This window comes from Streptomyces sp. ISL-10, from assembly GCF_018614575.1.
In the GTDB taxonomy this organism is placed as follows: Bacteria; Actinomycetota; Actinomycetes; order Streptomycetales; family Streptomycetaceae; genus Streptomyces.
In genome coordinates this window covers 58,701-83,477 of record NZ_JAGGOJ010000035.1, presented here as the reverse complement: position 1 = coordinate 83,477, position 24,777 = coordinate 58,701, and the positions used below count along the sequence as shown (strand labels likewise).

Annotated in this window: 21 protein-coding genes; 11 read left to right on the top strand and 10 right to left on the bottom strand. The window is 72.7% G+C overall.

All coding sequences use genetic code 11. The features are described 5' to 3' along the window. Positions 1 to 26 precede the first annotated feature (26 nt). Positions 27 to 1,124 (top strand): methyltransferase domain-containing protein, encoded by a 1,098-nt coding sequence (locus J7E88_RS31210; protein WP_215186805.1) that lies wholly within the window; start codon positions 27 to 29, stop codon positions 1,122 to 1,124. On the opposite strand, the gene J7E88_RS31205 is transcribed toward J7E88_RS31210, so the two are convergent. Further along, entirely contained in the window at positions 1,105 to 1,587 is a 483-nt protein-coding gene (locus J7E88_RS31205) for a DUF402 domain-containing protein (RefSeq protein ID WP_215186804.1), read from the bottom strand. The genes J7E88_RS31210 and J7E88_RS31205 overlap by 20 nt on opposite strands. Next, a complete protein-coding gene (locus J7E88_RS31200; RefSeq protein WP_215186803.1) occupies positions 1,568 to 2,488 on the bottom strand; it encodes a GNAT family N-acetyltransferase in 921 nt (306 codons plus the stop codon). The genes J7E88_RS31205 and J7E88_RS31200 overlap by 20 nt, the downstream gene beginning before the upstream one ends. Positions 2,489 to 2,558: 70 nt before the next feature. On the opposite strand from J7E88_RS31200, the gene J7E88_RS31195 reads away from it, so the two are divergent. Then, the gene (locus J7E88_RS31195) at positions 2,559 to 2,939 is read left to right on the top strand and encodes a GntR family transcriptional regulator (protein WP_215186802.1); all 381 of its coding nucleotides are present in this window, start codon (positions 2,559 to 2,561) and stop codon (positions 2,937 to 2,939) included. 19 nt (positions 2,940 to 2,958) lie between these two features. On the opposite strand, the gene J7E88_RS31190 is transcribed toward J7E88_RS31195, so the two are convergent. Beyond that, positions 2,959 to 4,068, bottom strand: coding sequence for a DUF5925 domain-containing protein (locus J7E88_RS31190; RefSeq protein ID WP_215186801.1), 1,110 nt, complete (start codon positions 4,066 to 4,068; stop codon positions 2,959 to 2,961). A 488-nt stretch (positions 4,069 to 4,556) separates the two neighbouring features. Here J7E88_RS31190 and J7E88_RS31185 point away from each other — a divergent pair, with 488 nt between their 5' ends. Next, on the top strand, positions 4,557 to 5,366 hold the full coding sequence (locus J7E88_RS31185) for an SGNH/GDSL hydrolase family protein (RefSeq protein ID WP_215186800.1): 810 nt from the start codon (positions 4,557 to 4,559) through the stop codon (positions 5,364 to 5,366). 169 nt (positions 5,367 to 5,535) lie between these two features. Here J7E88_RS31185 and J7E88_RS31180 read toward each other — a convergent pair whose 3' ends face one another. After that, positions 5,536 to 6,528, bottom strand: a complete 993-nt coding sequence (locus J7E88_RS31180; RefSeq protein ID WP_215186799.1) for a serine/threonine-protein kinase — start codon at positions 6,526 to 6,528, stop codon at positions 5,536 to 5,538. 283 nt (positions 6,529 to 6,811) lie between these two features. Between J7E88_RS31180 and J7E88_RS31175 the strand changes: the two genes are divergently transcribed. Beyond that, a complete protein-coding gene (locus J7E88_RS31175) occupies positions 6,812 to 7,075 on the top strand; it encodes a hypothetical protein (protein WP_215186798.1) in 264 nt (87 codons plus the stop codon). Positions 7,076 to 7,112: 37 nt separating this feature from the next. On the opposite strand, the gene J7E88_RS31170 is transcribed toward J7E88_RS31175, so the two are convergent. The 4 genes from J7E88_RS31170 to hmgA all read right to left on the bottom strand — a co-directional run bounded on the left by J7E88_RS31170 (position 7,113) and on the right by hmgA (position 11,906). Then, positions 7,113 to 8,309 (bottom strand): CaiB/BaiF CoA-transferase family protein, encoded by a 1,197-nt coding sequence (locus J7E88_RS31170; protein ID WP_215186797.1) that lies wholly within the window; start codon positions 8,307 to 8,309, stop codon positions 7,113 to 7,115. 250 nt (positions 8,310 to 8,559) lie between these two features. Next, a complete protein-coding gene (locus J7E88_RS31165) occupies positions 8,560 to 9,780 on the bottom strand; it encodes a type ISP restriction/modification enzyme (RefSeq protein WP_215186796.1) in 1,221 nt (406 codons plus the stop codon). Positions 9,781 to 9,794: 14 nt separating this feature from the next. Further along, positions 9,795 to 10,547 (bottom strand): GntR family transcriptional regulator, encoded by a 753-nt coding sequence (locus tag J7E88_RS31160; RefSeq protein ID WP_215186795.1) that lies wholly within the window; start codon positions 10,545 to 10,547, stop codon positions 9,795 to 9,797. A gap of 24 nt (positions 10,548 to 10,571) precedes the next feature. Further along, positions 10,572 to 11,906, bottom strand: a complete 1,335-nt coding sequence (gene hmgA, locus J7E88_RS31155) for a homogentisate 1,2-dioxygenase (RefSeq protein ID WP_215186794.1) — start codon at positions 11,904 to 11,906, stop codon at positions 10,572 to 10,574. Positions 11,907 to 12,006: 100 nt separating this feature from the next. On the opposite strand from hmgA, the gene J7E88_RS31150 reads away from it, so the two are divergent. The 7 genes from J7E88_RS31150 (at position 12,007) to J7E88_RS31120 (ending at position 23,097) form a co-directional block, all read left to right on the top strand. After that, entirely contained in the window at positions 12,007 to 12,639 is a 633-nt protein-coding gene (locus J7E88_RS31150) for a TetR/AcrR family transcriptional regulator (protein WP_215186860.1), read from the top strand. Between the two features lie 236 nt (positions 12,640 to 12,875). Further along, on the top strand, positions 12,876 to 15,122 hold the full coding sequence (locus J7E88_RS31145; protein WP_215186793.1) for a molybdopterin oxidoreductase family protein: 2,247 nt from the start codon (positions 12,876 to 12,878) through the stop codon (positions 15,120 to 15,122). Positions 15,123 to 15,240: 118 nt separating this feature from the next. Further along, on the top strand, positions 15,241 to 16,656 hold the full coding sequence (locus J7E88_RS31140) for a CitMHS family transporter (protein WP_215186792.1): 1,416 nt from the start codon (positions 15,241 to 15,243) through the stop codon (positions 16,654 to 16,656). A 1-nt stretch (position 16,657) separates the two neighbouring features. Next, on the top strand, positions 16,658 to 17,899 hold the full coding sequence (locus J7E88_RS31135; RefSeq protein ID WP_215186791.1) for an MFS transporter: 1,242 nt from the start codon (positions 16,658 to 16,660) through the stop codon (positions 17,897 to 17,899). Positions 17,900 to 18,861: 962 nt separating this feature from the next. After that, positions 18,862 to 20,256: an aldehyde dehydrogenase family protein gene (locus tag J7E88_RS31130; RefSeq protein WP_215186790.1), complete on the top strand. Its 1,395-nt coding sequence runs from the start codon at positions 18,862 to 18,864 to the stop codon at positions 20,254 to 20,256. A 17-nt stretch (positions 20,257 to 20,273) separates the two neighbouring features. Further along, on the top strand, positions 20,274 to 21,353 hold the full coding sequence (locus J7E88_RS31125; RefSeq protein ID WP_215186789.1) for a zinc-binding dehydrogenase: 1,080 nt from the start codon (positions 20,274 to 20,276) through the stop codon (positions 21,351 to 21,353). Positions 21,354 to 21,732: 379 nt separating this feature from the next. Next, on the top strand, positions 21,733 to 23,097 hold the full coding sequence (locus J7E88_RS31120; RefSeq protein WP_215186788.1) for an MFS transporter: 1,365 nt from the start codon (positions 21,733 to 21,735) through the stop codon (positions 23,095 to 23,097). Here J7E88_RS31120 and J7E88_RS31115 read toward each other — a convergent pair. Both J7E88_RS31115 and J7E88_RS31110 read right to left on the bottom strand, forming a co-directional pair. Beyond that, the gene (locus J7E88_RS31115; RefSeq protein WP_215186787.1) at positions 23,018 to 24,004 is read right to left on the bottom strand and encodes a DMT family transporter; all 987 of its coding nucleotides are present in this window, start codon (positions 24,002 to 24,004) and stop codon (positions 23,018 to 23,020) included. The two genes, J7E88_RS31120 and J7E88_RS31115, sit on opposite strands and share 80 nt — an antisense overlap. A gap of 61 nt (positions 24,005 to 24,065) precedes the next feature. After that, positions 24,066 to 24,776 (bottom strand): helix-turn-helix transcriptional regulator, encoded by a 711-nt coding sequence (locus tag J7E88_RS31110; RefSeq protein WP_215186786.1) that lies wholly within the window; start codon positions 24,774 to 24,776, stop codon positions 24,066 to 24,068. Position 24,777 lies beyond the last annotated feature (1 nt).

The window sequence follows — 24,777 nt, the reverse complement described above, 5'->3', positions numbered from 1 at the left end:
TCAGTGGCGGCTGCGACGATCGGACCATGACGACGAACGACTGGAACGCCCTGGCCGGCACGTTCGATCAGGAGCCCGACCACGGCCTGGCGGACCCGGAGGTCCGGCGCGCATGGGCCGACAGGCTCGCGCGGTGGCTGCCGCCACACCCGTCCGACGTGCTCGACCTCGGCTGCGGCACCGGCAGCCTCTCCCTCCTCGCCACCGAACAGGGCCATCGGGTGACCGGCGTCGACCTCGCGCCCGAGATGGTGGCCAGAGCGCGGGCCAAGCTCGCCGGCACCGGTGCCGAGGTCCTGCTCGGCCCGGCGGACCTGCCCCCGGTCGGCGAGCGCCGGTTCGACGTCGTCCTCGCCCGGCACGTCGTGTGGCTGCTGCCCGATCCCGAGGCCGTCCTGCGCCACTGGGCCTCGCTCCTGCGCCCGGGCGGCCGGCTCGTCCTCGTCGAGGGCGTCTGGGGAGGTGACGGGCTGCCGGCCGCGCGCGTCACCGCGGTCCTCGCACCGCTGGCCGACCGGATCCACCACGAGCGCCTCTCGGACGACCCCGCCCTGTGGGGCAGGCAGGTCGACGACGAGCGCTATGCGCTGGTGGCGTGCACGGCCCCGCCCCGCCGGCACACCGAGGTGATCGACGTGCACCTGGTGCTGCGCCGCGGGGACGAGGTGCTGCTCGCCCGCCGCGCGGGCACGGGCTACGGCGACGGCCTGTGGAACGGGCCGTCGGGTCACGTCGAGGACGGTGAGGACGTGCGCGCCGCCATGGTGCGCGAGGCGGCCGAGGAGGTCGGTGTCGAGCTGATGCCCGGCGATCTGCGCGCCGCCCTGGTGATGCAGCACCGCGGCCCGGGCGGAGCGCCGCGCACCGGGTGGTTCTTCGAAGCGGACCACGGCACTGGCGGAGAGCCGTACAACCGCGAGCCGGACAAGTGCTCCGAGATCGCCTGGCACCGACTGGACGCGCTGCCCGACGACATGGTGGCCTACTGCCGGGCGGGGCTGGAGGCCTACCGCCGGGGCGACCGCTTCGTCGTCCACTGGCACGCGGACGGCGACCCGATCGCCCACGCGGTGGGCGGCCCGGACCGGTCGGTGGTGCTTCCGCTCAGCCGAGGAGCTCGCTGAAGCGGCTTGCGCGGGCGAGGGCTTCGAGCGTGTCGAGGGCGCGCTCGGCCTCGTCCGCCGCCCGCGGGTCCCGCTCGCGCAGGCCGCTCGCGGCGAACTCGTCCTCGTCCAGCCGCAGGACCGTGCCTCCGTCGGCGGACACCCACAGATCGAGGTCCAGGTCCTCGACGACCACCTCGGTGCCGTCGACCACGGCAGGCCGTGTGATGTCGCAGTACCAGCCCTTGAGCACGCCGTCGCCGGCGCGGACCTCCTTCACCGCGTACCACCGGTCGCGCCAGTAGTGCTCGGTGAACACATCACCCGGCTCGAACCGCACGAAGCCGAAGTCGCGCACGCCGGGAGCCGCCCACGGCGCGCGGACGGTGAGCCGGGCGCCGTCGTCGAAGAGGGGCTCGGCCGGGTAGCGGATCTTCGTCGCGCCCGCCTTGACCAGCCGGACCTCAACCGAGCTCGCGGACATGGCGCACCTCCGTCACAAAGACCTCGTAGCCGAACCACCGGTTGATCGCGAGCATCGGGCCGTTGTCCGCGTCGTTGTTGGTGAACGCGTCCGTGAAACCGGCCTCCCTCGCCCGGCGCAGCGAGTCCGTCTTGGCGAGCTTGGCCAGGCCCCTGCCGCGGTGGGCGCGCATCGTGCCCGTCATCCCGCTGGCGTAGCGCGTGCCACGGTCCGTCAGGGCCGCGGTGAAGGCGGCGACCTCGCCGTCCACGACGACGACGGTCGTCAGGCGGCGGTCCAGCAGCGGATCGTTCCAGGTGTGCGCGATCCAGTCCTCGTAGTCGGTGAAGTCCGTGCTGATGTCACCGGGCTCGTCCGCCGTCGTCTCGGCATCCGCGAGGAACAGCGGCCGGGGGTCGTCCTCGTAGTCCGCGGCCGTGCGCAGCTCGACACCAGGCGGCAGCGCAGGCAGCTCCGGCAGGGTGCCGTGCGCCAGATCGAGCCGCTGGAAGTGCGCGGTGCGGGTCGGGCGGTAACCCCGCTTCCCGGCGAACGCCAGGGACTCGGGGTCGTCCATCGCCCATGCGTAGACGGACGTCGCGCCGTGTGCGCCGAGATGCTCCTCCGCCGTGCGCAGCAGCAGCCCGCCGGCGCCGTGACCGCGGTGGTCCGGGTGCACATGCGGGGTGACGTACGACTGCCCCGGGTCGGACGAGTCGTAGGCGATGCCGGCGTGTGCGGTGCCGATGATCTCGCCCTCCCGCTCGGCGACCAACAGCCGGTACTTCTTCGCCGGGTTGGCGTTCTTCACGCCGGACAGGAGCGACTCGGGAGTCGTCACCTCGCACGGCAGCGCGGCACGCCGGACGAGGGTCACCGCCTCGGCGTCCTCGGCACGGAAATCACGAACGGTCACAGTCATGGTGAGGCACGGTACGTGGGTGCGCGAGTGTGCCGCCTCCCCATTACCGGGAGTGGGGGACAATCATGGCGTGACGCTGAACATCACCATCGACGCGGAAGGCGCGGACGCGCCGTACGAGCAGGTGCGCGCCCAGATCTCCGAGCAGGCCCGCTCGGGCGTGCTGCCGGTGGGCTTCCGGCTGCCGACCGTCCGTGGCCTCGCCGAGGAACTGGGTCTCGCCGCCAACACCGTGGCCAAGGCGTACCGGGCGCTCGAGAGCGACGGCGTGATCGAGACACGCGGCCGCAACGGCACGTTCGTGGCGGCGGCGGGCGACGCGGCAGCGCGCCAGGCCGCCGCGGCGGCGGCCTCGTACGCGGACCGGGCCCGCCGCCTGGGCCTCTCCGAGGAGGCGGCCCGCGCCGCCGTGGCGGACGCACTGCGCGCGGCGTACGGCGCGGGGGAGTAGGCGCGCCCCGGCCCGTCCGCTACAGGTACAGCCCCGCGTCCACCCCCGAGGACTGTGCAGGCACCGAGGTCGGGGACGTGCCGCGGCGCAGGGCGAACAGTTCCGCCAGCGTCGCGCCCTCGCGGCCCACGACGTCCTCCCGGCCGTCGGCTTCGTCGCCCAGCCAGGACAGTGCCTCGTCGCGCGTCAGCGGGCCCACCTCGATCCTGGCCAGGCACCGGCCCGGGCGGACCACGGCCGGGTGGAGGCGCTCCAGGTCCTCGTTGGTCGTGACGCCGACCAGGACGTTGCGGCCCTGGCCCAGCAGACCGTCCGTCAGGTTGAGCAGCCGTGACAGCGCCTGGCCCGCCGTGTGCCGGGCCTCCCCGCGGATCAGCTCGTCGCAGTCCTCCAGCAGGAGCAGCCGCCAGCGGCCCTTGGCCGTGCCCTCGTCCTCGCCGATGGCGATGTCCATCAGGTAGCCCACGTCGTTGAACAGCCGCTCCGGATCCAGCACGCAGTCCACCTGGCACCAGTCGCGCCAGGAGCGGGCCAGGGTGCGCAGCGCCGACGTCTTGCCCGTGCCGGGCGGGCCGTGGAGCAGCAGCAGCCGGCCGGCGATGTCGTCGGGGGTGACCTTCATCAGCCGGTCCATCGCGTCGGCCACCGGCGCCGTGTAGTTGGGCCGGATCTCCTCCCATGTGCCCGCGGAGATCTGACGCGTCGTCCGGTGCGGACCGCGTCGCGGCGAGACGTACCAGAAACCCATGGTCACGTTCTCCGGCTGCGGTTCGGGCTCGTCGGTCGCGCCGTCGGTGGCCTCCTTGAGCACCTTCTCGGCCAGCTCGGAGCTGACGGCGGTCACCGTGACGTCCGCGCCCCGGCTCCAGCGCGAGATCAGCAGTGTCCAGCCCTCGCCCTCGGCGAGCGTGGCGCTGCGGTCGTCGTCGCGGGCCGACCGCAGCACCGACGCCGAGAGCGGCAGCAGTGTGGCGCTCGGCTTGACGCGGTCGATCGTCGAACTGTACGAGTACGGCTGCTCGCCCGCCGCGAAGCGGCCGAGGAACAGCGCATCGACGACATCCGACGGTGAGTCGCTGTCGTCGACGTTGAGCCGGATCGGCAGGGCATCGTACGGGTTGGCAGACATGGGCCCCATGATCCGGCACGGTCCCTGGCGCCGCACGGTGTTTTGCCACGGTGTTTCGGCCGGTGCGGCGCCGGGTGCTTCACCGGCTGAGCCTGGCCGTGATTCGGGGAGTCCTGGCCGGGGCGGCCGGGTGCTTCACCGGCTGAGACTGCCTGGGATCCGCCGGGTGTACCGGTGGGCCGCCCGCATGCGGGCGGCTGGAAGAGCGTCCGGGCACGCAGGGGGACGTCGCCCATACGGCCGTGACGAAGCGGCGCTCCGTGCAGGGTGCTTGAGTCGGCATCGCTGTCCGTTGAGGCGCGCATCGCCGCTCGTCGAGCCGGCATCGCCGCCCGTGCGGCGTACGGCTCCCGGGGCACTCACCCCCTCGCTTCGGACGGCGCCTCAGGCCAATGACCCGTCAGTAACATCTTTGGCATGGACACTTCCTGTCAAGTCGGTCCGCTGCTACGAAAGTTGAGGCAGAGATCCTGCTCAAGGGAGGTTCCATGAAACTGTCCCGAGTCGCGGCATTCTCATCCTCACTCCTCCTCGGCGCCGTTCTCGCTCTCACGGGAGCGGGCCAGGCGCAGGCCGATTCCACCGCCCAGTCAGTCGACTACGTGGCACTCGGCGACTCCTACTCCTCCGGTGTGGGAGCGGGCAGTTACGACAGCTCAAGTGGCAACTGCAAGCGCAGCACCCGCGCCTACCCCAAACTGTGGGCCGCCGCCAACTCGCCCTCGTCCTTCGCGTTCACCGCCTGCTCGGGCGCGCGTACCGGTGATGTGACCTCCGGTCAGCTCGGGCCGCTCAGCGCGGCGACCGATCTCGTCTCGATCTCGGTCGGCGGCAACGACGCCGGCTTCGCCGACGTGATGACCACCTGCGTCCTCAGCTCCGACGCCGAATGCCTGGCACGGATCGAGGAGGCCAAGCGCTACGTCGACACGACCCTGCCCGGCAAGCTCGACCAGGTGTACTCGGCGATCAGGGCCAAGGCGCCCGCCGCCCGGGTGGTCGTCCTCGGCTATCCGCGCTTCTACAAGCTCAACGGCAGTTGCACGGCCGGAATGAGTGAGACCAAGCGGTCCGCCATCAACGGGGCGGCCGACCATCTCAACACGGCGACCGCCAAGCGCGCGGCCGACAACGGGTACACCTTCGCGAGCGTCGTCTCCGCCTTCACCGGGCACGAGATCTGCTCCGGAGCCGCCTGGCTGCACAGCGTCAACTGGTTCAACATGAGCGACTCCTACCACCCGACGGCGTCCGGACAGTCCGGCGGCTATCTGCCGGTCTTCACGTCCCACGCCTGACCGGACGCCCGTCCGGCGGGACCGGACGGTCGTTCTTCCCCCACGGCGCCGAAGGTCCTGACCGGCCACCAACCGGGCAGGGCCTGCGCGTTCGTTGGCCGGGCAGGGTCTGTGTGTTCACTCCGCCGGCCGCGCCGCGCATTCACTCCGCCGGCCCCGCGCCGGGCATTCATCCCGCCAGTACCGCCCAGACCAGTGCCGCGACCGCCACGAGGAGCGCCACCACGCCTGCCACCAGCACCGCCGCGGCTCGGCGCGGCTCGTCGGCGAACGCCGAAGGTCCGCCGTCGGCGTGCCGTGCGGGCGCGTCGACGGCGGACGTCGGCGCACCGCCGGAACGGCCCGCTCCACCGGCGGGTGCGTCACCGTCGCTGCCGGACCGGCTCGCGGAAGGCCCCGACGGCGTCGCGGCCGTGGCGCGCGGCGCTCCGCCCGCGCTGGCCAGCCGCAGCCTGTGCTCGGCCTCCTCGGCAGGCATCCGCTCCGCCGCGTCCCGCCGCAGCAGCCCAGAGATCACCGGCGCCAGAGCGCCCGCCCGCTCCGACGGCCGGATCTCCCCGTCCGCGCCCGGGGTGCGGCCCTCGACCGTCGTGTACAGCAGCGCGCCGAGCGACCACAGGTCCGCATCGGTGCCCGGCTCGCCGGCCGGGACGGACTGCGAGGCACTCGCCGCCGCCGCGAAGCCGGTGAGCATCACCCGGCCGTCGTTGGCGATCAGGACGTTGGCCGCCCGTACGTCGTGGTGCACCACGCCCACCGCGTGCGCGGCGCGCAGGGCGGCCACGGCCTCGGCCCCGAGGTGCGCGGCCCGGGCGGGCGGCATCGGCCCTTCCGCCTCCAGTACGTCCGACAGGGCGATACCGCGCACGAGCTCCATCACGATCCAGGGGCGGCCGTCGTCGGTGGCCACGTCGTGGACGGCGACCACGTTGCGGTGCGAGACGCGGCCCGCGGTCCGGGCGGCCCGCTCCAGCCGTCCGTACAGCTCTCGCGTCGCCGTGGCGTCGATACCGGCCGGGGCGCGGACCTCCTTGACCGCCACCTCACGTCCCAGCAGTTCGTCGCGCGCCAGCCACACCACGCCCGTACGGCCCTCCCCGAGCGGCCCGATCAGGCGGTAGCGCTGCGCAATCAGCCGGCCGGTCCCCGGCGGTCCGCTCATGCCGTGCCCCCTGTCCGCGATCGGCGCCCAACACGGTGAAAACCACTCGAATTTAGCCCAACTGCCGGACGCATGACACTGATTGATCGGCCATCAGTTCCGGCCGGGTCCACCTGGCCGGAAAATGCCGATCCAACTCCCCCTGGAATCAGTCGCATTCGGAGAGTAATCGTCAACCCCCGTCCGAGTGCGGTGAATCATGCCGGCGGGATACACGGGTGTCCCGCCGGGGAGATAGGGTTAATGTGCCCGGGCCGGGTGTCTTGTACGGGTGGGGAGTGACATGGATCAGATAACAGTTCGCAGCAGGGCTCGTGTGCCTGCCATCACGTGCGGAAGCGTCGAGACCAGTTCGCGTCTCGACCGCCACCTCTCGGTGCTCGGCGGCCCCGCCGTCCCGCAGCGCGAGGCCGCCGAGGCGACCCTGTTGATGCGCGAGCTGACCTCGCGCGACGTGCGGCACAGCCGCGCGAGCAAGAGCGCGCGCGTCTCGCTGTTCGCTCCGCTGCGGCGGCTGCGGCGCTCCCTTTTCGGCAGCCGCGGCTGACCGACCCCGCCCGACCCACCTCTTTCGCGCGGCCCGCTCAGGCGACCACACCGTCCCGGCGCAGCGCCGCTGCGGCCTCATCCGTCATCCCCAGGGCCCGCAGCAGCGCGTCGGTGTGCTCGCCGAGTGAAGGGATCGCCCCCATCCGTGCCGGTGCCCCGCCCGGCAGCGTGATCGGGGGCAGCAGCGCCCGCAGCGGTCCGGCAGGCGAGTCGACCTCGCGCCAGCGGTCGCGGGCCGCCAGCTGCGGATGATCTGCCACGTCCGTCACGGTGTTCAGGCGCGCGCAGGCGATGCCGGCGGCCTCCAGCCGGTCGATCGCCTCCCGTGTCGGCAGCCTCCCCAGGGCCTCGGCCACCGCCGCGTCCGTCCGCTTCCGGTTCGCCGTCCGCGCGGTGTTGGTGGCGAAGCCCGGATCGAGCGCCAACTCGGGCCGCTCCAGCACCTGTTCGGCGAGCCTGCGCCACTCGCGGTCGTTCTGGACCGACAGGAGCACCTGGCTGCCGTCGGCGGTGTCGTACGCGTCGTAGGGGGAGATGACGGCGTGCGCGACACCCGTGCGCGCCGGTGCTTCACCTCCATGCATCCCGTGGTGCAGCGGATGCCCCATCCATTCGGCCAGCGACTCCAGCATCGAGATCTCGACCGGACCGCCGCGGCCCGTCGTACCGCGCCGCAGCAGCGCCGCCAGCACGCCCGAGAAGGCGTACATCGCGGCGGCGATGTCGGCCGCCGGGACGCCCGCCTTCACCGGCTCGGCCTTCGTCCCCGTCACCGAGACCAGACCGGCCTCGCACTGCACGAGCATGTCGTACGCCCGCTTGTGGGCGTAGGGGCCGCCGGAGCCGTAGCCGGAGATGTCGACGGCGATCAGCCGGGGGTGCCGTGCGCACAGGGCGGCGGCGTCCAGGCCGAGCCGGGCCGCCGCGCCCTGGGCGAGGTTCTGCACGAACACATCGGCGTCCGCGACGAGCCGGTGCACGATGTCCAGTCCGCGAGGGTCCTTGAGATCGACGGCGATGGACTCCTTGCCGCGGTTGCACCAGACGAAGTGCGAGGCGAGCCCGCGGGCCGCGGTGTCATAGCCGCGGGCGAAGTCACCGCCCTCCGGGCGCTCCACCTTGATCACGCGGGCGCCGAGGTCGGCGAGCTGGCGCGTGGCGAACGGCGCCGAGACGGCCTGTTCGACGGCGACGACCGTGATGCCGTCCAGGGGCAGTGGCTGTTGGCTCATAGGCCGTGTCTAATATGCAGCCACCATCTTTGTCACCCCGGGGGATCATGAAAACGGTCCGGTGACTTCGACGTCGTGTCCCCTTGACGAACCGTCCCGGTCCTAACAGCCCTTTCCGGCCCTGGCCGACCGACCCGGTCCTCACGAGCGCTTTCCGGCAGTGCCAGACGAGCCCTTCCGGTCCAGCCGTTGGGTGATCGACTCGTTCACCTGACCGGCCGGGCAGGCGAAGGGGCGCGGTGGAGACGGGTCACAGCAGGGCGAACTGACCCTCCGGGCCCTCCTCCGCATGGTCCAGCACCGACGCCGGCCGCCGCGCCGCTCCCGGCGGCGGCAGCACACCCGCTGCCCGCAGCTCCGCCGCCCCGATCCGCTTCCCTTCGGCCAACCGCTCCCGCTCCGGCTCCAGTTCAGCCAGCAGGGCCAACACCGTGATCAGCTCCAGGAGCTCGGACGTCCACTCCTGCGGCCAGGCCGCCGGCCGCACCGCTTCGAGCGAGCCGGGCTCGCCCGCCGCCGTACGCCGTGCGAACCACTGCTCCAGTACCCGGACGCCGCCTGCCTCGAAGTCCCACGCCCCCCGCGGCACCGGCGCGACACGGCCGCTGTCCCCGACGGTCAGCGCCTCCTCGGCGGCGTCGTACGCCAGCCCGACCGGCCGGGCGGGCAGGGCCGCCCGCACATAGGGGCGTCGACCGCCCGGCAGCCTGGGGCGTTCCCCGCCGTGCGCGCCGCGCAACTGGATCCGCAGCGCCCGCCGGCCCAGCTCCACCCCCGCCGCCCAGGCCGCGGGCTCGGCGGGCAGCGGGACGACGCACCCCGCGGAGGTGACGTGGGCCGTCGCCAGGGCCCAGCAGACGAGCTCCTGCGCGCCCACCCCGGTCCCGTACCGGTCCGTGAGCAGATCCAGCAGACCCGGTGCGACGTTCGGCTCCCGCGCACCCGGCCTGCGGTACAAGGGACGGATCCGGCCGGGGCGGCCCGCCGGTGAGCGCCCGTCCGGCAGCAGCGCGGACACGACCAGTGCGGGACCCGACGCCTTCGGCACATGACCCTGCTCGACGACGAAGAGCTGCCGTTCGTCGCGCACTCGCCACAACTCGGGCCGGGCGGCGTCGATCAGCCGGTTGTCCGGTATCAGCCACTGCTCGTCGAACGCGCCGTGCAGCACGCGCACCGGCTCAGGACAGCGACCGGTCTCGCGGGCGATCCGCCCGGTCCCGGTCGCCTGCCCCGGCAGCTGCGCGACCGCGCTGTGCGGCGTACGCGCCCGGGTGGGCCCGAACAGTGCCTCGCGCCCGGCGTCGCCCGCCCGTACGAGAGCGTCCCAGCGGGCGCGCAGCGACGCGGCGTCCGGCGCCATCACCCAGCCCCGCCCCAGCCGCAGCGGCGCCACGGACCAGGGCATGAGGTCGTCGAGCAGCGGCGCGTCCCCGGTCACGTCCTCGGTGAGAGCAATCACCGTCCGCATGCTAGTGAAACGCCTCAGTCCGCGGCATCCACGGTCACCGAGAAGGAGAACCGGTCCCCGCGGTAGCGGATCCGGGCCACGTCCACGACCCGGCCGTCCTCGTCGTACGTCACGCCCGTGTAGTGCAGGATCGGGCTGAGCAGCGGGACCCGGAGCAGCTCTGCCGTCGGCGGGTCCGCGAGCCGCGCCTCCACCGTGTCCGTGATCCTGCTGATCCGGATGCCCAGCACATCCCGCAGCACCTTCGTCATCGGCCAGCGCTCCAGGTCCGCGCAGTCCACACGCCTCGCGAGGTCCGGGTGCAACGCGTTCTCCGCCCAGTTGGTGGGCTCGCCGTTGTCGCCGTCGTGCCGCAGCCGCCGGAACACCACGACCTCGTCCGTGTCCGGGAAATACTCGGCCAGGTCGCCGGGCACCGGCTGCGGTCCGTGGCCGAGGACCGTCGTGCGCTCGCCCGACTGCTGGGCCACGATCGCGTCGATCGAGCCCAGCAGCCGCCGCGGCGCGCTCCGCCGCGCCCCCGGCTCGATGAAGGTGCCCCGCCGCCGGTGGCGGCTGATCAGACCCTCCTCCTCCAGCTCCTTGAGCGCCTGGCGCATGGTGAGCACGCTCACCCCGTAGTGCTGGGCGAGCTGTTCCTCGGTGGGGAGCCGCAGCGACGCCTCGGGCGCACGGCCCAGTATCGAGGCGCGCAGCGACTGCGAGACCTGGTACCACAGCGGCAGCTTGCGGTTCAGGACGAGCGAGTCCGGGGCGAAGGAGGTCACGGCATCTCCGTACACGGCATCTCTTTACTGGGGCCGGAAGTGGCGCTCAAGACCCTGCCACACGGTGTCATAGCCCTTCTGCAGGTGGTCGGCGTTCGCCGCCTGCCCGGTGGTGATCACCGGCCAGCGGGTCTCGAACATGAAGGCAAGGCCGTTGTCGACCTTCTGCGGCGTGAGCTCGACCGCGCTCGCCCGGTCGAAGGTCTCCCGGTCGGGGCCGTGCGCCGACATCATGTTGTGTAGCGAGCCGCCGCCGGGGACGAAGCCCCCTTCGCCGGCTGCCTTGGCGTCGTAGGCGCCCTCGATCAGGCCCATGTACTCGCTCATCACATTGCGGTGGAAGTACGGCGGGCGGAACGTGTCCTCGCCGACCAGCCAGCGGGGTGCGAAGACCACGAAGTCGACACCGGCGAGGCCGGGGGTGTCGGAAGGCGAGGTGAGCACCGTGAAGATCGACGGGTCGGGGTGGTCGTAGGAGATCGAGCCGATGACGTTGAAACGGTGCAGGTCGTAGACGTACGGGACATGGTTGCCGTGCCAGGCGACGACGTCGAGCGGCGAGTGGTCGTACGTCGCGGTCCACAGGTTTCCGCAGAACTTGTTGACCACCTCGACCGGGCCATCGACGTCCTCGTACGCGGCGGCCGGCGCGTGGAAGTCGCGGGCGTTGGCGAGGCCGTTGGCACCGATCAGGCCGAGGTCGGGCAGCTGGAACGGCTGTCCGTAGTTCTCGCAGACATAGCCGCGGGCGCTCTCGTCGAGCAGTTCCACGCGGAAGCGGACACCGCGGGGGACGAGCGCGATCTCGCCGGGCCGTGCGGGCAGCAGACCGAACTCCGTCACCAGCAGCAGCCCGCCGCGCTCAGGCACGATGAGCAGCTCGCCGTCGGCGTCGCTGAACACCCGCTCCATGGAGGCGTTCGCGTGGTAGAGGTGCACGGCCATTCCCGTGCGCTGCGTCACGTCGCCGTTGCCGCCGAGCGTCCACAGGCCCGCCAGCCAGTCCGTGCCGGGCGCCGGATCCGGCAGCGGGTTCCACCGCAGCCGGTTGGGATCGGGCGTCTCGCTGAACGGGGCCGTGCGGAGCCGGCCGTTGTCGGTGCGGACGTACGCGGGGTGTGCGGCGGAGGGGCGGATGCGGTACAGCCAGGAGCGGCGGTTGTGGGCGCGGGGCTCGGTGAAAGCCGTGCCGCTGAGCTGTTCCGCGTAGAGGCCGAGCGGGGCGCGCTGCGGTGAGTTCCGCCCGTGGGGGAGGGCGCCGGCCACCGACTCCGAGCTGTGCTCGTTGCCGAAGCCGGACAGGAAGGACTCCTCCGTGAGTCCGTCCACTAGTTTGCGCCTCTGGTCGATACCGCTCATCGCCCGCTCCTGGTGCCGAGGGATTTCCGTTCCCGTTCGCATTCCTATGGACAACCGTAGGATTGCAGTGACCTCCCCGTCAACGGCACCGGACGGCATCATGGACCGCGTGTCCCAGCTTCCTCTGCGCCGTACGCCCGTGCAGCAGCGCAGCGCCGAGCGGCTCGCGCGCATCCTGGACGCCTGTGCCGAACTCCTCGACGTCTGCGGTTACGAGGAGCTGTCCACCCGGACGGTGGCGCAGCGGGCGGGCGTGCCGATCGGCTCCGTCTACCGCTTCTTCGGCAACAAACGCGCGCTCGTGGAGGCGCTCGGGCACCGCAATCTCGATCGGTACACCGAGCGGATCGCCGTCCGGCTCGCCCCCCTGGCGGCGGGGGACTGGCGCGGCGCGGTCGACGTCATGCTCGACGAGTACCTGGCGATGAAGCGCACCGTCCCCGGCTTCGCCCTGATCGACTTCGGCGGCCAGGTCCCGGTCGGTGCGCCCGTCGCCGGCCCCAACGACGAGGTCGCGGACCGTCTGGTCCACCTCTTCTCCGTCCATCAGGGGCGTACGCCGGACGCGGACCTGCGGCGCGCGGTCCTGGTCGCGGTCGAGGCGGCGGACGCGTTGCTGCAACTGGCCTTCCGCGCAGGGGAGTCGGGAGACGAAGGGATCGTGGAGGAGACGCGGCGGCTGCTGCGGGCGTATCTCGCCCAGGTGCTGGACGCGCCTGCGGCACGGCCGTGAGAGGTGTCCGGCAAGGCGTGGGGGCGGGGGGAGCCCGCGAGCCTCGCACGGCATGAGCGACGGGAAGCCCACGAGCCTCGCACGGCGTGCGGGCGGCAGGAGCCGACGAGCCTCGAACGGCGTGAGAGTCAGGAAGCCCAGGTTTCCGACCCGGCAAGACCCTCCCGCACGTGCATACCGGTCGGTATGCTCAGGGATCGTAAGCGCGTCACCGCTGCCGCCTCCGGGGAGGACCCGTGTTCCGTACCGCACCTGACAGCAGTGCGACCTCGCCGCCGACGGCCGGCGACCGCACCGCACTGCGCATCTGCCCCCTGTGCGAGGCCACGTGCGGGCTCACCCTCACCATCGAGGGGACCCGCGTCACGCGTGCGCGCGGCGACCGTGACGACGTCTTCAGCGAGGGCTTCATCTGCCCCAAGGGAGCCTCGTTCGGCGAGCTCGACGCCGACCCCGACCGGCTGCGCACTCCGCTCGTCCGCGAGAACGGCAGGTTGCGCGAAGCCTCCTGGGAGGAGGCGTTCGGCCTCGTCGCCTCCCGCATCCGCCCGCTCGTCGAGGAGCACGGGCCGAACGCCGTCGGCGTCGTCCTCGGCAACCCCAATGTGCACACCATGGCCGGCGGCCTCTACCCGCCCGTCCTGCTGTCCACCCTGCGCACCCGCAACATCTTCAGCGCCTCCACCCTCGACCAGATGCCCAAGCACGTCTCCAGCGGACTGCTCTACGGCAGCGCTGTCGCCATCCCCGTCCCCGACCTGGACCGCACCGGCCACCTGCTTCTCCTCGGCGCCAACCCGCTCGAGTCCAACGGCAGCCTGTGCACCGCTCCCGACTTCCCCGGCAAGCTCAAGGCCCTGCGCCGCCGCGGCGGCACGCTCACCGTCGTCGACCCGCGCCGCACCCGCACCGCCCGGCTCGCCGACCGCCACGTCGCGATCCGGCCGGGTACCGACGCGCTGCTTCTGGCCGCCCTGGTCCAGGTGCTGTTCGAGGAGCGGCTGACCGATCTCGGCGCCCTCGCGGAGCATGTGGAGCAGCTCGGCGAAGTCGAGGCCGTGACAAGGGACTTCACCCCCGAAGCCGTGGCCGCCGCCTGCGACATGGACGCCGAGGAGATCCGTACGATCGCCCGCGAACTCGCCGCCGCCCCGAGCGCCGCCGTCTACGGGCGCATCGGCAGCTGCACCGTGGAGCACGGCACCCTCGCGAGCTGGCTCGTCGACGTCCTCAACATCCTCACCGGCAATCTCGACCGGCCCGGCGGCGCCCTCTTCCCCCTCTCCGCCACGGACAAGGCCCCGCGCCCGGCCGCCCCGGGAAAGGGCTTCGCGCTCGGCCGCTGGTCGAGCCGTGTCGGCGGACACCCCGAGGCCAAGGGCGAACTTCCCATCGCCGCACTTGCCGAGGAGATCGAGACGCCGGGTGACGGGCGGATCCGCGCCCTCCTCGTCATCGCCGCCAACCCGGTGCTCTCCGCCCCCGACGGCGACCGTCTCGACCGGGCGCTGAGCGACCTGGACTTCATGGTCAGCATCGACCCCTACCTGAACGAGACCTCACGCCACGCGGATGTGGTGCTGCCCCCGCCGCCCCCGTCCCAGAGCGCACACTTCGACTTCGCCTTCAACGCCCTCGCCGTACGCAACCAGGTCCGCTACACCCCCGCCGCCGTCCCCCTGGAGCCAGGGCTGATGGACGAGTGCGAGATCCATGCCCGGCTCCTCCTCGCGGTCGGCGGCATGCACGGCGCCGAGCCGTCAGCCGTCGACGACATGGTGATCCAGGGCTCCCTCGCCAAGGCCGTCGCCGACCCGCACTCGCCCGTCCACGGACAGGACCCGGCGCAACTCGCCGCCGAACTCACCGGCAGCAGCGGAGCCGAGCGCCGCCTGGACATGATGCTGCGCCTCGGCCCGTACGAACTCACCCTCGCCAAACTCCTGGAGAACCCGCACGGCATCGACCTCGGCCCCCTCCAGCCGCGCATCCCGCAGGTACTCAGGACCCGCAGCGGGCGCATAGAACTGCTGCCCGCGCCGATCGCCGCCGATCTGCCCAGGCTCCGCAGCGCCCTCGACGGGCGTCCCGAGGGGCTCGTCCTGGTCGGCCGCCGCCATCTGCGCTCCAACAACAGCTGGCTGCACAATGTGCCGGCACTGGGCGGCGGGTCCAACCGCTGCACCCTCCACGTCCACCCCGACGACGCGGCCCGCCTCGGCCTCACGGACGGCGCGACCGTCGCGATCACGGCGGACGGCGGTCGGGTGGAGGCGCCAGTGGAGATCACCGACGACATTCGCCCGGGCGTGGTGAGCCTGCCGCACGGCTGGGGTCACGACCGGCCGGGAACCCGGCTCTCGGTGGCCGCCGCCCGGCCCGGCGTCAACGTCAACCAGCTGCTCGACGGCTCCCGGCTGGACCCCCTGTCGGGCACGGCGGTGCTCAACGGATTCCCCGTGGAACTAACACTCATCCGCTGACCTGGGGTTTTGCTCGTATTGCTCACAGGTCAACACCTTGTTAACAGCTTTTGACGACACCTAACGTCATCCGAACCGCCGCCCCGGCGGAGTTCAAGGATGAACGTTAGGTGTCCCCATGCTGACAATCCTCGGCTTCGCCATGATCGCGACCTTCCTGGTCCTGATCATGATGAAGAAGATGTCGCCGATAGCGGCGCTGGTCCTCATCCCCGCACTTTTCTGCGTCATCGTCGGAAAGGGTGCGCATCTCGGGGACTACGTCCTCGAGGGCGTCGGCAATCTCGCGCCCACGGCCGCGATGCTGATGTTCGCCATTGTCTATTTCGGCGTCATGATCGACGTCGGCCTGTTCGACCCGATCGTCCGCGGCATCCTGCGCTTCTGCAAGGCGGACCCGCTGCGCATCGTGATCGGTACGGCGCTCCTGGCCGCCATCGTCTCCCTCGACGGTGACGGCTCGACGACCTTCATGATCACGGTCTCGGCGATGTATCCGCTCTACAAGCGCCTGAAGATGAGCCTGGTCGTCATGACCGGTATCGCGGCCACGGCGAACGGCGTCATGAACACCCTGCCCTGGGGCGGTCCCACCGCCCGGGCGGCGACCGCGCTCAAGCTGGACGCGGGCGACATCTTCGTCCCGATGATCCCCGCCCTCGGCGTCGGTCTCCTGTTCGTCATGGTCCTCGCGTACGTCCTCGGCCGGCGCGAGCGCAAGCGCCTCGGCTACCTCTCTCTCGACGAGGTCCTTCAGCCGCGTACCGAGACCGTGCTGGTGAAGGCCGGCGGCGACGGCGCGCAGCCTGCGGCGGGTCAGGGCTCCGGGGCGGGCGCGGGTTCACCCGACGCGGCTCGTGGTGACAAAGGCTCCGGCTCCGCCGATGAGGGCTTCCAGGGGCTCGACCCCCACCGCGCCACCCTGCGCCCGAAGCTCTACTGGTTCAACGCCGGGCTCACCCTCGTCCTCCTCACCTCCATGATCATGGAGCTGCTGCCCATCCCCGTCCTCTTCCTGCTCGGCGCAGCACTCGCCCTCACGGTCAACTTCCCCAGCATGACCGACCAGAAGGCCCGTATCGCCGCCCACGCCGACAACGTCCTCAACGTCGCCGGCATGGTCTTCGCCGCCGCCGTCTTCACCGGAGTCCTCACCGGCACCGGCATGGTGGAGCACATGGCCGACTGGCTCGTCGGCGCGATCCCCGAGGGCATGGGTCCGCACATGGCCGTCGTCACGGGCCTGTTGAGCCTCCCGCTGACGTACTTCATGTCCAACGACGGTTTCTACTTCGGCGTCCTGCCCGTCCTCGCCGAGGCCGGCGCGGCCCATGGCGTCTCCCCGCTGGAGATCGCCCGCGCCTCCCTCGTCGGCCAGGCCCTGCACATGTCGAGCCCGCTGGTGCCCGCCGTGTACGTTCTCGTCGGCATGGCCAAGGTCGAGTTCGGCGACCACACCCGCTTCACGGTCAAGTGGGCCGCGCTCACCTCCCTGGTGGTCCTCGGCGCGGGGATCCTCTTCGGAATCATCTGAGGTGGCACCGTCCCGGAGCTGGCTGCTGCGCCTCGTCATCGCGTTCTCCCTGGCCCAGGGCGCGGTGTCGATGGCGCGGCCGGCCGTTTCCTACCGGGCCCTGTCCCTGGGCGCGGACGAGCGAGCCATCGGCGTGATCGCCGGTGTCCACGCACTGCTTCCCCTGTTCGCCGCCGTACCGCTGGGGCGCAGGACGGACCACGGGCGGTGCGCACCCCTGCTGCCCGTCGGCGTCGTCCTCATCTCCGGGGGCTGCGCCCTCAGCGGCACGGCGGACTCGCTCGCGGCGATGGCCGCATGGAGCGGCGTGATGGGGCTCGGTCACCTCTCCTTCGTCATCGGGGCCCAGTCGATCGTCGCCCGGCAGTCCGCGCCCGCCGAACAGGACCGCAGTTTCGGCCACTTCACCATCGGCGCCTCGCTCGGCCAGCTCGTCGGACCGGTCGGTGCGGGTGCGCTGATCGGCGCCGACGTCGCCCGTACGAGCGGACTCGCGCTGCTCGCGGCGGCGGCCGTGGCCGCCGCGTCCCTCACCTCGCTGTGGCGCATCGAGCACCGCACGCCGCCCCGGCCGCGCGCCGAGCGGACGACGGTGCCCGTACGGGGCATCCTGCGCGCCCGCGGCGTACCCGCCGGGATCTTCATCAGCCTGGCGGTGCTCTCGGCGACGGACGTCCTCACCGCCTATCTGCCGGTGATCGGCGAACACCGGGGCATCGCGCCCGCCGTTGTCGGTGTGCTGCTCGGCCTGCGGGCCGCGGCCACCATCGCCTGTCGGCTGGTGATGACCCCGATGATCCGCCTCATGGGCCGTACGGCTCTGCTGACCACGACCTGCCTCGCCGGCGGGCTGCTGTGCGGCGGCATCGCGCTGCCCGTTCCGCTGTGGGCGCTCGCCGCCATGCGGATCCTGCTGGGCTTCTGCCTCGGTGCCGGCCAGCCCCTGTCGATGACGACGGTCGTGCAGGCGGCCCCCGCCGAGGCGCGCTCGACAGCGCTCGCGCTGCGCCTGACCGGGAACCGTCTCGGCCAGGTGGCCGCGCCGGCAGGCGCCGGCCTGCTCGCGGGAGTGGCGGGCGCGGCCGCGCCGTTCGCGGTGATCGGCGCGCTGCTGGTCCTGTCGGCGGCGGTGTCCGCCCGCCGCCACCCACCCGAACACGCCGCTCCGGCGCCTGAGGCGGCAGTCTCCGCCCCTGTCCCGTCGCCCCTGCCCCGGGCCGACCACCGTGGCGCGGACGCGTAGCGACCTGCGGGGGCGATTTCGCGCGGGTGGCGTGTCGCCCGGTCTGGTGCCGGGGGCCGGCTGCTGGGTGGGTTGTCCGACCGCGGGTCGGAGGCTCGCCGGGGTCTCGGCTGCCCGGCCGAAACCCCGGCTGCCGAGCGAGGCTGTCCAGACCGGACGCTCGCCCGGTCCGCTCGCGCGGCGGGCCCGCCCGGGCCGGGGCTTCGGATGCCTGGGGGTCCGCATGGGCCGGGCGAGCCGGGGACGCCCACCTCACCGACGTTCGATAGGTGTGATCGGCGCGCCCCCCTCAGCGGGGACGCGCGGTCCGCCGTCCGATGCCGCACCGCTCGCGTGACCTGCGGACGCCGTCCGCACAGGAACTGCCGCACGCTCCCGTCCGCCGGCGCCCGCCATCCCGCGGTGATCGCGCGTGGCCCTGGGCCCCGCCCGGGGCCACCTGCTGGGTGGGCTGCCCACCGCAGGTCGAACGCTCGCCGGGCCCCGGCCGTCCGCCGCCCCGGTGCCGAAACCCCGGCTGCCGAGCGAGGCTGTCCAGACCGGACGCTCGCCCAGTGCGCTCGCCCGGTCCGTTCGCGCGGCGGTCCGTGCGAGCTGGGGCTTCGGGCATCTGAGGGCTGGGCGAGCCGGGGCCTCGTCGCCCTGGCGGGCCCGCCCGGGCCGGGGCTTCGGATGCCTGGGGGGTCCGCATGGGCCGGGCGAGCCGGAGACGCCCACCTCACCGACGTTCGATGGGTGTGATCCGCGCGCCCCCCTCAGCGGGGATGCGCGGTCCGCCGTCCGATGCCGCACCGCCGCGTGACCTGCGGACGCCGTCCGCACAGGCAAGTCACGCTCTCGTCCCGCCTGCGCCCGCCATGTCTCCCGTTACTCTCCACCACGCCCCCGGGTGCCCTCTGGCGTCTGAAAACTAACAGCGCTAGTTTGGGCCCCGGATCGACCGCGAAGCGTGGAGGAGAGCGATGAAGGCCCACGACGGCATGTACATCGGCGGCCAGTGGCGGCCCGCCGCCGGCACGGACACCATCGCGGTGGTGAACCCCGCGGACGAGCAGGTGATCGCCCACGTACCGGCCGGCACCCCCGAGGACGTCGACGCCGCCGTACGGGCGGCCCGCGCGGCGCTGCCGGCCTGGGCGGCCACGCCGCCCGCCGAACGCGCCGCCCTGCTCACGGCCCTGCGCGACGAACTGGCACGCCGCCAGGACCTGATCGCGCAGACGGTCACCGCCGAACTCGGGGCGCCGCCGGGGCTCGCCCGGGCCGTGCACACGGGCATGCCGCTGATGGTCGCGGGCTCGTACGCCGACCTCGCCGCCACGTACTCCTTCGAGGAGAGGATCGGCAACTCCACCGTCCTCATGGAGCCGGTCGGCGTCGTCGCCGCGATCACGCCCTGGAACTATCCGCTGCACCAGGTCATCGCCAAGGTGGCCCCCGCGCTCGCCGCCGGCTGCACCGTCGTCCTCAAGCCCGCCGAGGACACTCCGCTGACCGCGCAGCTCTTCGCCGAGGCCGTCCACGACGCGGGCGTACCCGCCGGGGTCTTCAACCTCGTCACCGGCCTCGGGCCGGTCGCGGGCCAGGCGCTCGCCGCCCACGAGGACGTCGATCTCGTGTCCTTCACCGGCTCCACGGCCGTGGGCAGGCAGATCGGCGCGACCGCCGGCGCCGCGATCAAGCGCGTCGCCCTGGAGCTCGGCGGCAAGTCCGCGAACGTCATCCTGCCCGGTGCGGACCTGGCGAAGGCCGTGGCCGTGGGCATCGCCAACGTGATGTCCAACTCCGGCCAGACATGCAGCGCGTGGACCCGGATGCTGGTGCACAGGGACCAGTACGACGAGGCCGTCGCGCTGGCCGCCGCCGCGGTCGCCGCGTACGTGCCCGGCGACCGGATCGGCCCGCTCGTCAATGCCGGGCAGCAGCAGCGGGTCCGCGGGTACATCGAGAAGGGCATCGCCGAGGGGGCCCGCGTCGTCGCCGGCGGCCCGGACGCGCCGCTGGAGACCGGCTACTACGTCCGTCCGACCGTGTTCGCGGATGTGACGCCCGGCATGACGATCGCCCAGGAGGAGATCTTCGGCCCGGTCGTCTCGATCCTGAAGTACGAGGACGAGGAAGACGCGCTGGCCATCGCCAACGGCACCGTCTACGGTCTGGCCGGCGCGGTCTGGGCGGCGCAGGACGAGGCGGCCGTCGCCTTCGCCCGCCGTATGGACACCGGGCAGGTCGACATCAACGGCGGCCGGTTCAACCCGCTGGCGCCCTTCGGCGGTTACAAGCAGTCCGGCGTCGGCCGCGAGCTCGGTCCGCACGGCCTCGCCGAGTACCTCCAGACCAAGTCCCTCCAGTTCTGAGCCGGGAGACAACCATCGTGGTCCGCGCCGCAGTCCTGTCCGCTGTCGGTTCTCCCCTGGAGGTCACCGAAATTTCGTTGCCCGAGGCAGGCCCCGGCCAGGTCCGGGTCCGCCTCGCCGCCGCCGGGGTGTGCCACTCCGACCTGTCCCTGTCCAACGGCACCATGCGCGTGCCCGTCCCAGCCGTCCTCGGTCACGAGGGCGCCGGCACCGTCGTCTCCGTCGGCGAGGGCGTCACCCATGTCGCCCCGGGCGACGGCGTCGTCCTCAACTGGGCGCCGTCGTGCGGAATTTGTCACGCCTGCTCGATCGGGGAGGTCTGGCTGTGCGCCGACGCCCTGACGGGCGCCGGCCGTGTCCACGCCGTCACGGCGGACGGCACCGAGCTCCATCCCGGCCTGAACGTGGCCGCCTTCGCCGAGGAGACCGTGGTCGCGGCGAACTGCGTGCTGCCGGCGCCCGACGGCGTCTCCCTGACCGACGCGGCACTCCTCGGCTGCGCGGTGCTCACCGGATACGGGGCCGTCCACCACTCCGCCCGCGTCCGCGAGGGCGAGTCGGTCGTCGTTCTCGGCGTCGGCGGGGTGGGCCTCGCCACGCTCCAGTCGGCCCGGATCGCGGGCGCGGGCACGGTCATCGCGGTCGACGTCTCCCCCGAGAAGGAGGATCTGGCCCGCCGGGCGGGCGCCACGGAGTATGTCGTCGCGTCCGACACCACCGCGAAGGAGATCCGCCGGCTCACCGGCGGGCACGGCGCGGACGTCGCGATCGAGTGCGTGGGCCGCGCCGCGACGATCCGGACCGCCTGGGACTCGACCCGCCGCGGCGGCCGCACCACGGTCGTCGGCATCGGCGGCAAGGACCAGCAGGTCACGTTCAACGCCCTGGAGATATTCCACTGGGGCCGCACCCTGTCGGGTTGCGTCTACGGCAACTCCGACCCGGAGCGGGACCTCCCGGTCCTGGCCGCCCACATCCGCGACGGTGGGCTCGACCTGGGGGCGCTGGTGACGGACCGCATCGGGCTGGAGGACATCCCGGCGGCCTTCGCGGCAATGCGCGAGGGCCGGGGCGGCCGCGCCCTGGTGGTGTTCTGACCTTTCCCCTGACCGGGGGCTCCGCCCCGGACCCGTGTCGCGCTTCGCGGGGTGTCCTCGACCTTCGGACGAGCCGCAGAGCAGCCCCGCCGGGGCCACTTCCCGTGGATCCGCCGGGGGGACCCCACCCGCGGCCGCCGGGCCGTAGGGGAGTTCGAGGCGCAGGGGTTCGGGGGTAGCGCCCCCGGCCGGGGGCAGGGGCGGGGAGGGGAAAGTCCAGCCCGGAGGGCCATCGCGCCCCCGGGCCCTTCGGGCTGCCCGCTCCCGCAGTACCCCGCGGCCCACCCCGGGAAATCCCCGCTGCGCAACCCGTTGACTCCATACCCACCGGTCGGTACGTTCCCCGCACTCCTCGTCCCCGCACCTCTGGAGTGCACGCATGGACACCGCACCTCCGTCCCCCGCCGCCCCGGCCACCGGATCGGCGCCGAACCGCCGGCGCGTCGCCACCGCAGCGGCCCTCGCCTCCGCCGTCGAGTGGTACGACTACTTCGTCTTCGGCATCGCCGCCGCCCTCGTCCTCGGCGATCTCTACTTCCCCGCGGGCAGCTCCTCCGCCGGCGTCCTGGCCGCCTTCGCGACGTTCGCCGTCGGCTTCCTCGCACGCCCCATCGGCGGCATCATCGCCGGGCAGCTCGGCGACAAGCGCGGGCGCAAGCCCATGCTGGTCCTCGCGCTGACCCTGATGGGCGTCGCCACCGCCGGGATCGGGCTGCTCCCCACGTACGAGACCATCGGCATCGCCGCACCCGTCATCCTGGTGCTCCTGCGAGTCGCCCAGGGCATCGCCGTCGGCGCGCAGTGGGGCGGCGCCATGCTGATGGCGACCGAGTACGCCCCCGAGGGCAAGCGCGGTCTGTACGGCAGCCTCGTCCAGCTCGGTGTCCCGATCGGCGTCGTCACCGCCAACACCGTCTTCCTGGTGGCCGGTTCCCTCACCAGCGAGAGCACCTTCGCCTCCTGGGGCTGGCGCGTCCCGTTCTTCGTCGGCTTCCTCGTCCTCGGCCTCGCCTGGTACATCCACACCCGCGTCGAGGAGACACCCGCGTTCCGCGAGGCAGAGCGAGCTCTGGCGGCGCAGGAGAAGTCCGAACGGCGCTCGCCGCTGCGCACCATCCTGCGCAGCCACCTCGGCACCGTCTTCCTGGCCGGCGGCTCCTTCGCCGTCAACACCGCGACCTTCTACATCATCATCACCGGCGTGCTCGACTACGCGACCCGCGAACTCGAGATGAAGCGCAGCGCGGTCCTCGCCGTCTCGCTCTGCGTCAGCCTCACCCAGCTCGTGCTGATACCCGCGGCGGCCTCGCTGTCCGACCGCATCGGACGGCTGCGCATCTACGCGGCGGGCGCGATCGGCCTGCTGCTCTGGGCGGTTCCGCTGTTCCTGCTCATCGACACGGGTTCGCTGCTGTGGCTCGGCGTCGGCACGTTCGTCACCAGCTGCTTCCTCAGCATCATGTACGGGCCCCAGGCCGCCCTGTTCGCCGAGCTGTTCACCGCGGAGATGCGCTACACCGGCGCCTCGCTCGGCTACCAGATCGCCGCGGTGTTCGGCGGCGGCCTGGCGCCGTTCATGATGGTGCTGCTGCTGGAGGCCACCGGCACGTCGATGGCCGTCTCCGCCTACATCATCGGTCTCGCCGTGATCGCGCTGTTCTCGATCAAGGTTCTCGCCACCCGGGCCGCGAAGGCGGCCGCGTCGGCGGAGCCTGCCGTGAAGGAACCCGCGCCTGCCGAATGACATCCTCGCCCCCGGCCGCGGATCCGTTCCGCGGCCGGGACCGCGACACCGCCACACCCGCCAGACACAGCGCACCGCCCGCCAGCGTCAGCGGCGCCGGCACCTCCTCCAGCGCCAGCCAGGACATCAGCACCACCAGGGCAGGCACGGCGTACGTGGTGGCGCCCATCCGTCCCGCGGTCGTACGCGCCAGGGCATAGGCCCAGGTCGTGAAGGCGAGCGCCGTCGGGAACACACCCAGATAGACCATGTTCAGCGTGGCGGGCAGCGGGGCGTGCGCCGCCTGGTCCACCAGTTGGCCCGCGAACGGCAGGCACGCGACCGTTCCCACCAGGCACCCGAAAGTCGTCACCTGCAACGCGCTCGCGTGCACCAGCGCCGGCTTCTGCGCCACGACTCCGCCCGCGTAGCCCACCGCCGCCAGCAGGCACAGCAGGACGCCCAGCGTGGACGCGGTGCCCTCACCCGACATCGACAGGCCCACCGTGACCGCCCCCGCGAACGACACGGCCATCCCCGTGAGCAGGCGCGGCGGCAGGGCCTCGCCCAGCAGTCGCGCGCCGAGCAGCGCGATGAGGACGGGCCCGATGTTGACCACCATCGCGGCCGTGCCCGCGTCGACCTCCTGCTCGCCCCAGTTGAGCACCACCATGTACACGCCGAACCAGAGCAGCCCGGACACCGCGATCCCGGGCCAGGCCGCCCGCGGCGGCAGGCCCTCGCGGCGGACCAGCAGGACGCAGCCCAGCGCGAGGGACCCCGCGAGCAGGCGGCCGAGCGCGAGTGCGCCGGGGGAGTAGGCCTCGCCCGCGCTGCGGATGGACACGAAGGCGGAGGCCCACAGCGCGACGGTGACGCCCGCGGCCACCAGAGCGGGCCACCGGGAGTTGCGTATCGGGTTCGTCATGGGCCGACCGTACGGCCCGGATCCTTCGGCGCTCACCGCAATATCGTCCGCGCCCAGGCCCTCACCGCAGCAGCCCCGGCTCGATGCCGAGCAGACGGTCGAGGGCCCGCTCCCCATCCCCGGTCACCTTCACCGCCCGCTCCGAGCCGATCCGTACGCACCAGCCCGCGTCCAGCGCGTGGCGACACAGCCGCGCACCCGCGAGTCCGGCGAGGTGTGGCTTGCGCTCCGTCCAGTCCAGGCAGCCGCGGACCAGAGGTCGCCGCCCGGTGCGCTCCAGTGACACCCCGAGATCGTCGAACCATCGCGCGCCCCGTTCGGTGAGGGCGAATCCGGCGTCCTGGCTGAGCAGGCCCCGTACGGTCATGGCCCGGGTGATCGTGATGCCGAGCCTCCCTGCGAGATGGTCGTAGCAGGTGCGGCCGCGTGCCATGGCGGCGGCGACGCCCGCCTCGCGCAGACCGCGCGGCGGCCGTGCGGGCCCCGCGGGGGTGGCGTACGCGGCCAGCTCCTCGACGAGATGCGCCACGCGGTCCCCGGCGAGCCGCACGTAGCGGTGCCTGCCCTGGCGCTCCTCGGTGAGCACCCCGCCGGCGACCAGCCTGCCGAGATGCTCGCTCGCTGTCGACGGGGCGACCCCGGCATGCCGGGCCAGCTCTCCCGCGGTCCAGGCCCGCCCGTCGAGCAGCGCGAGGCAGATCCCGGCACGGGTCTCGTCGGCGAGCAGCGCGGCGAACTCGGCGAGGTCGCGGGAGGAGGTCATGGGGGTCATG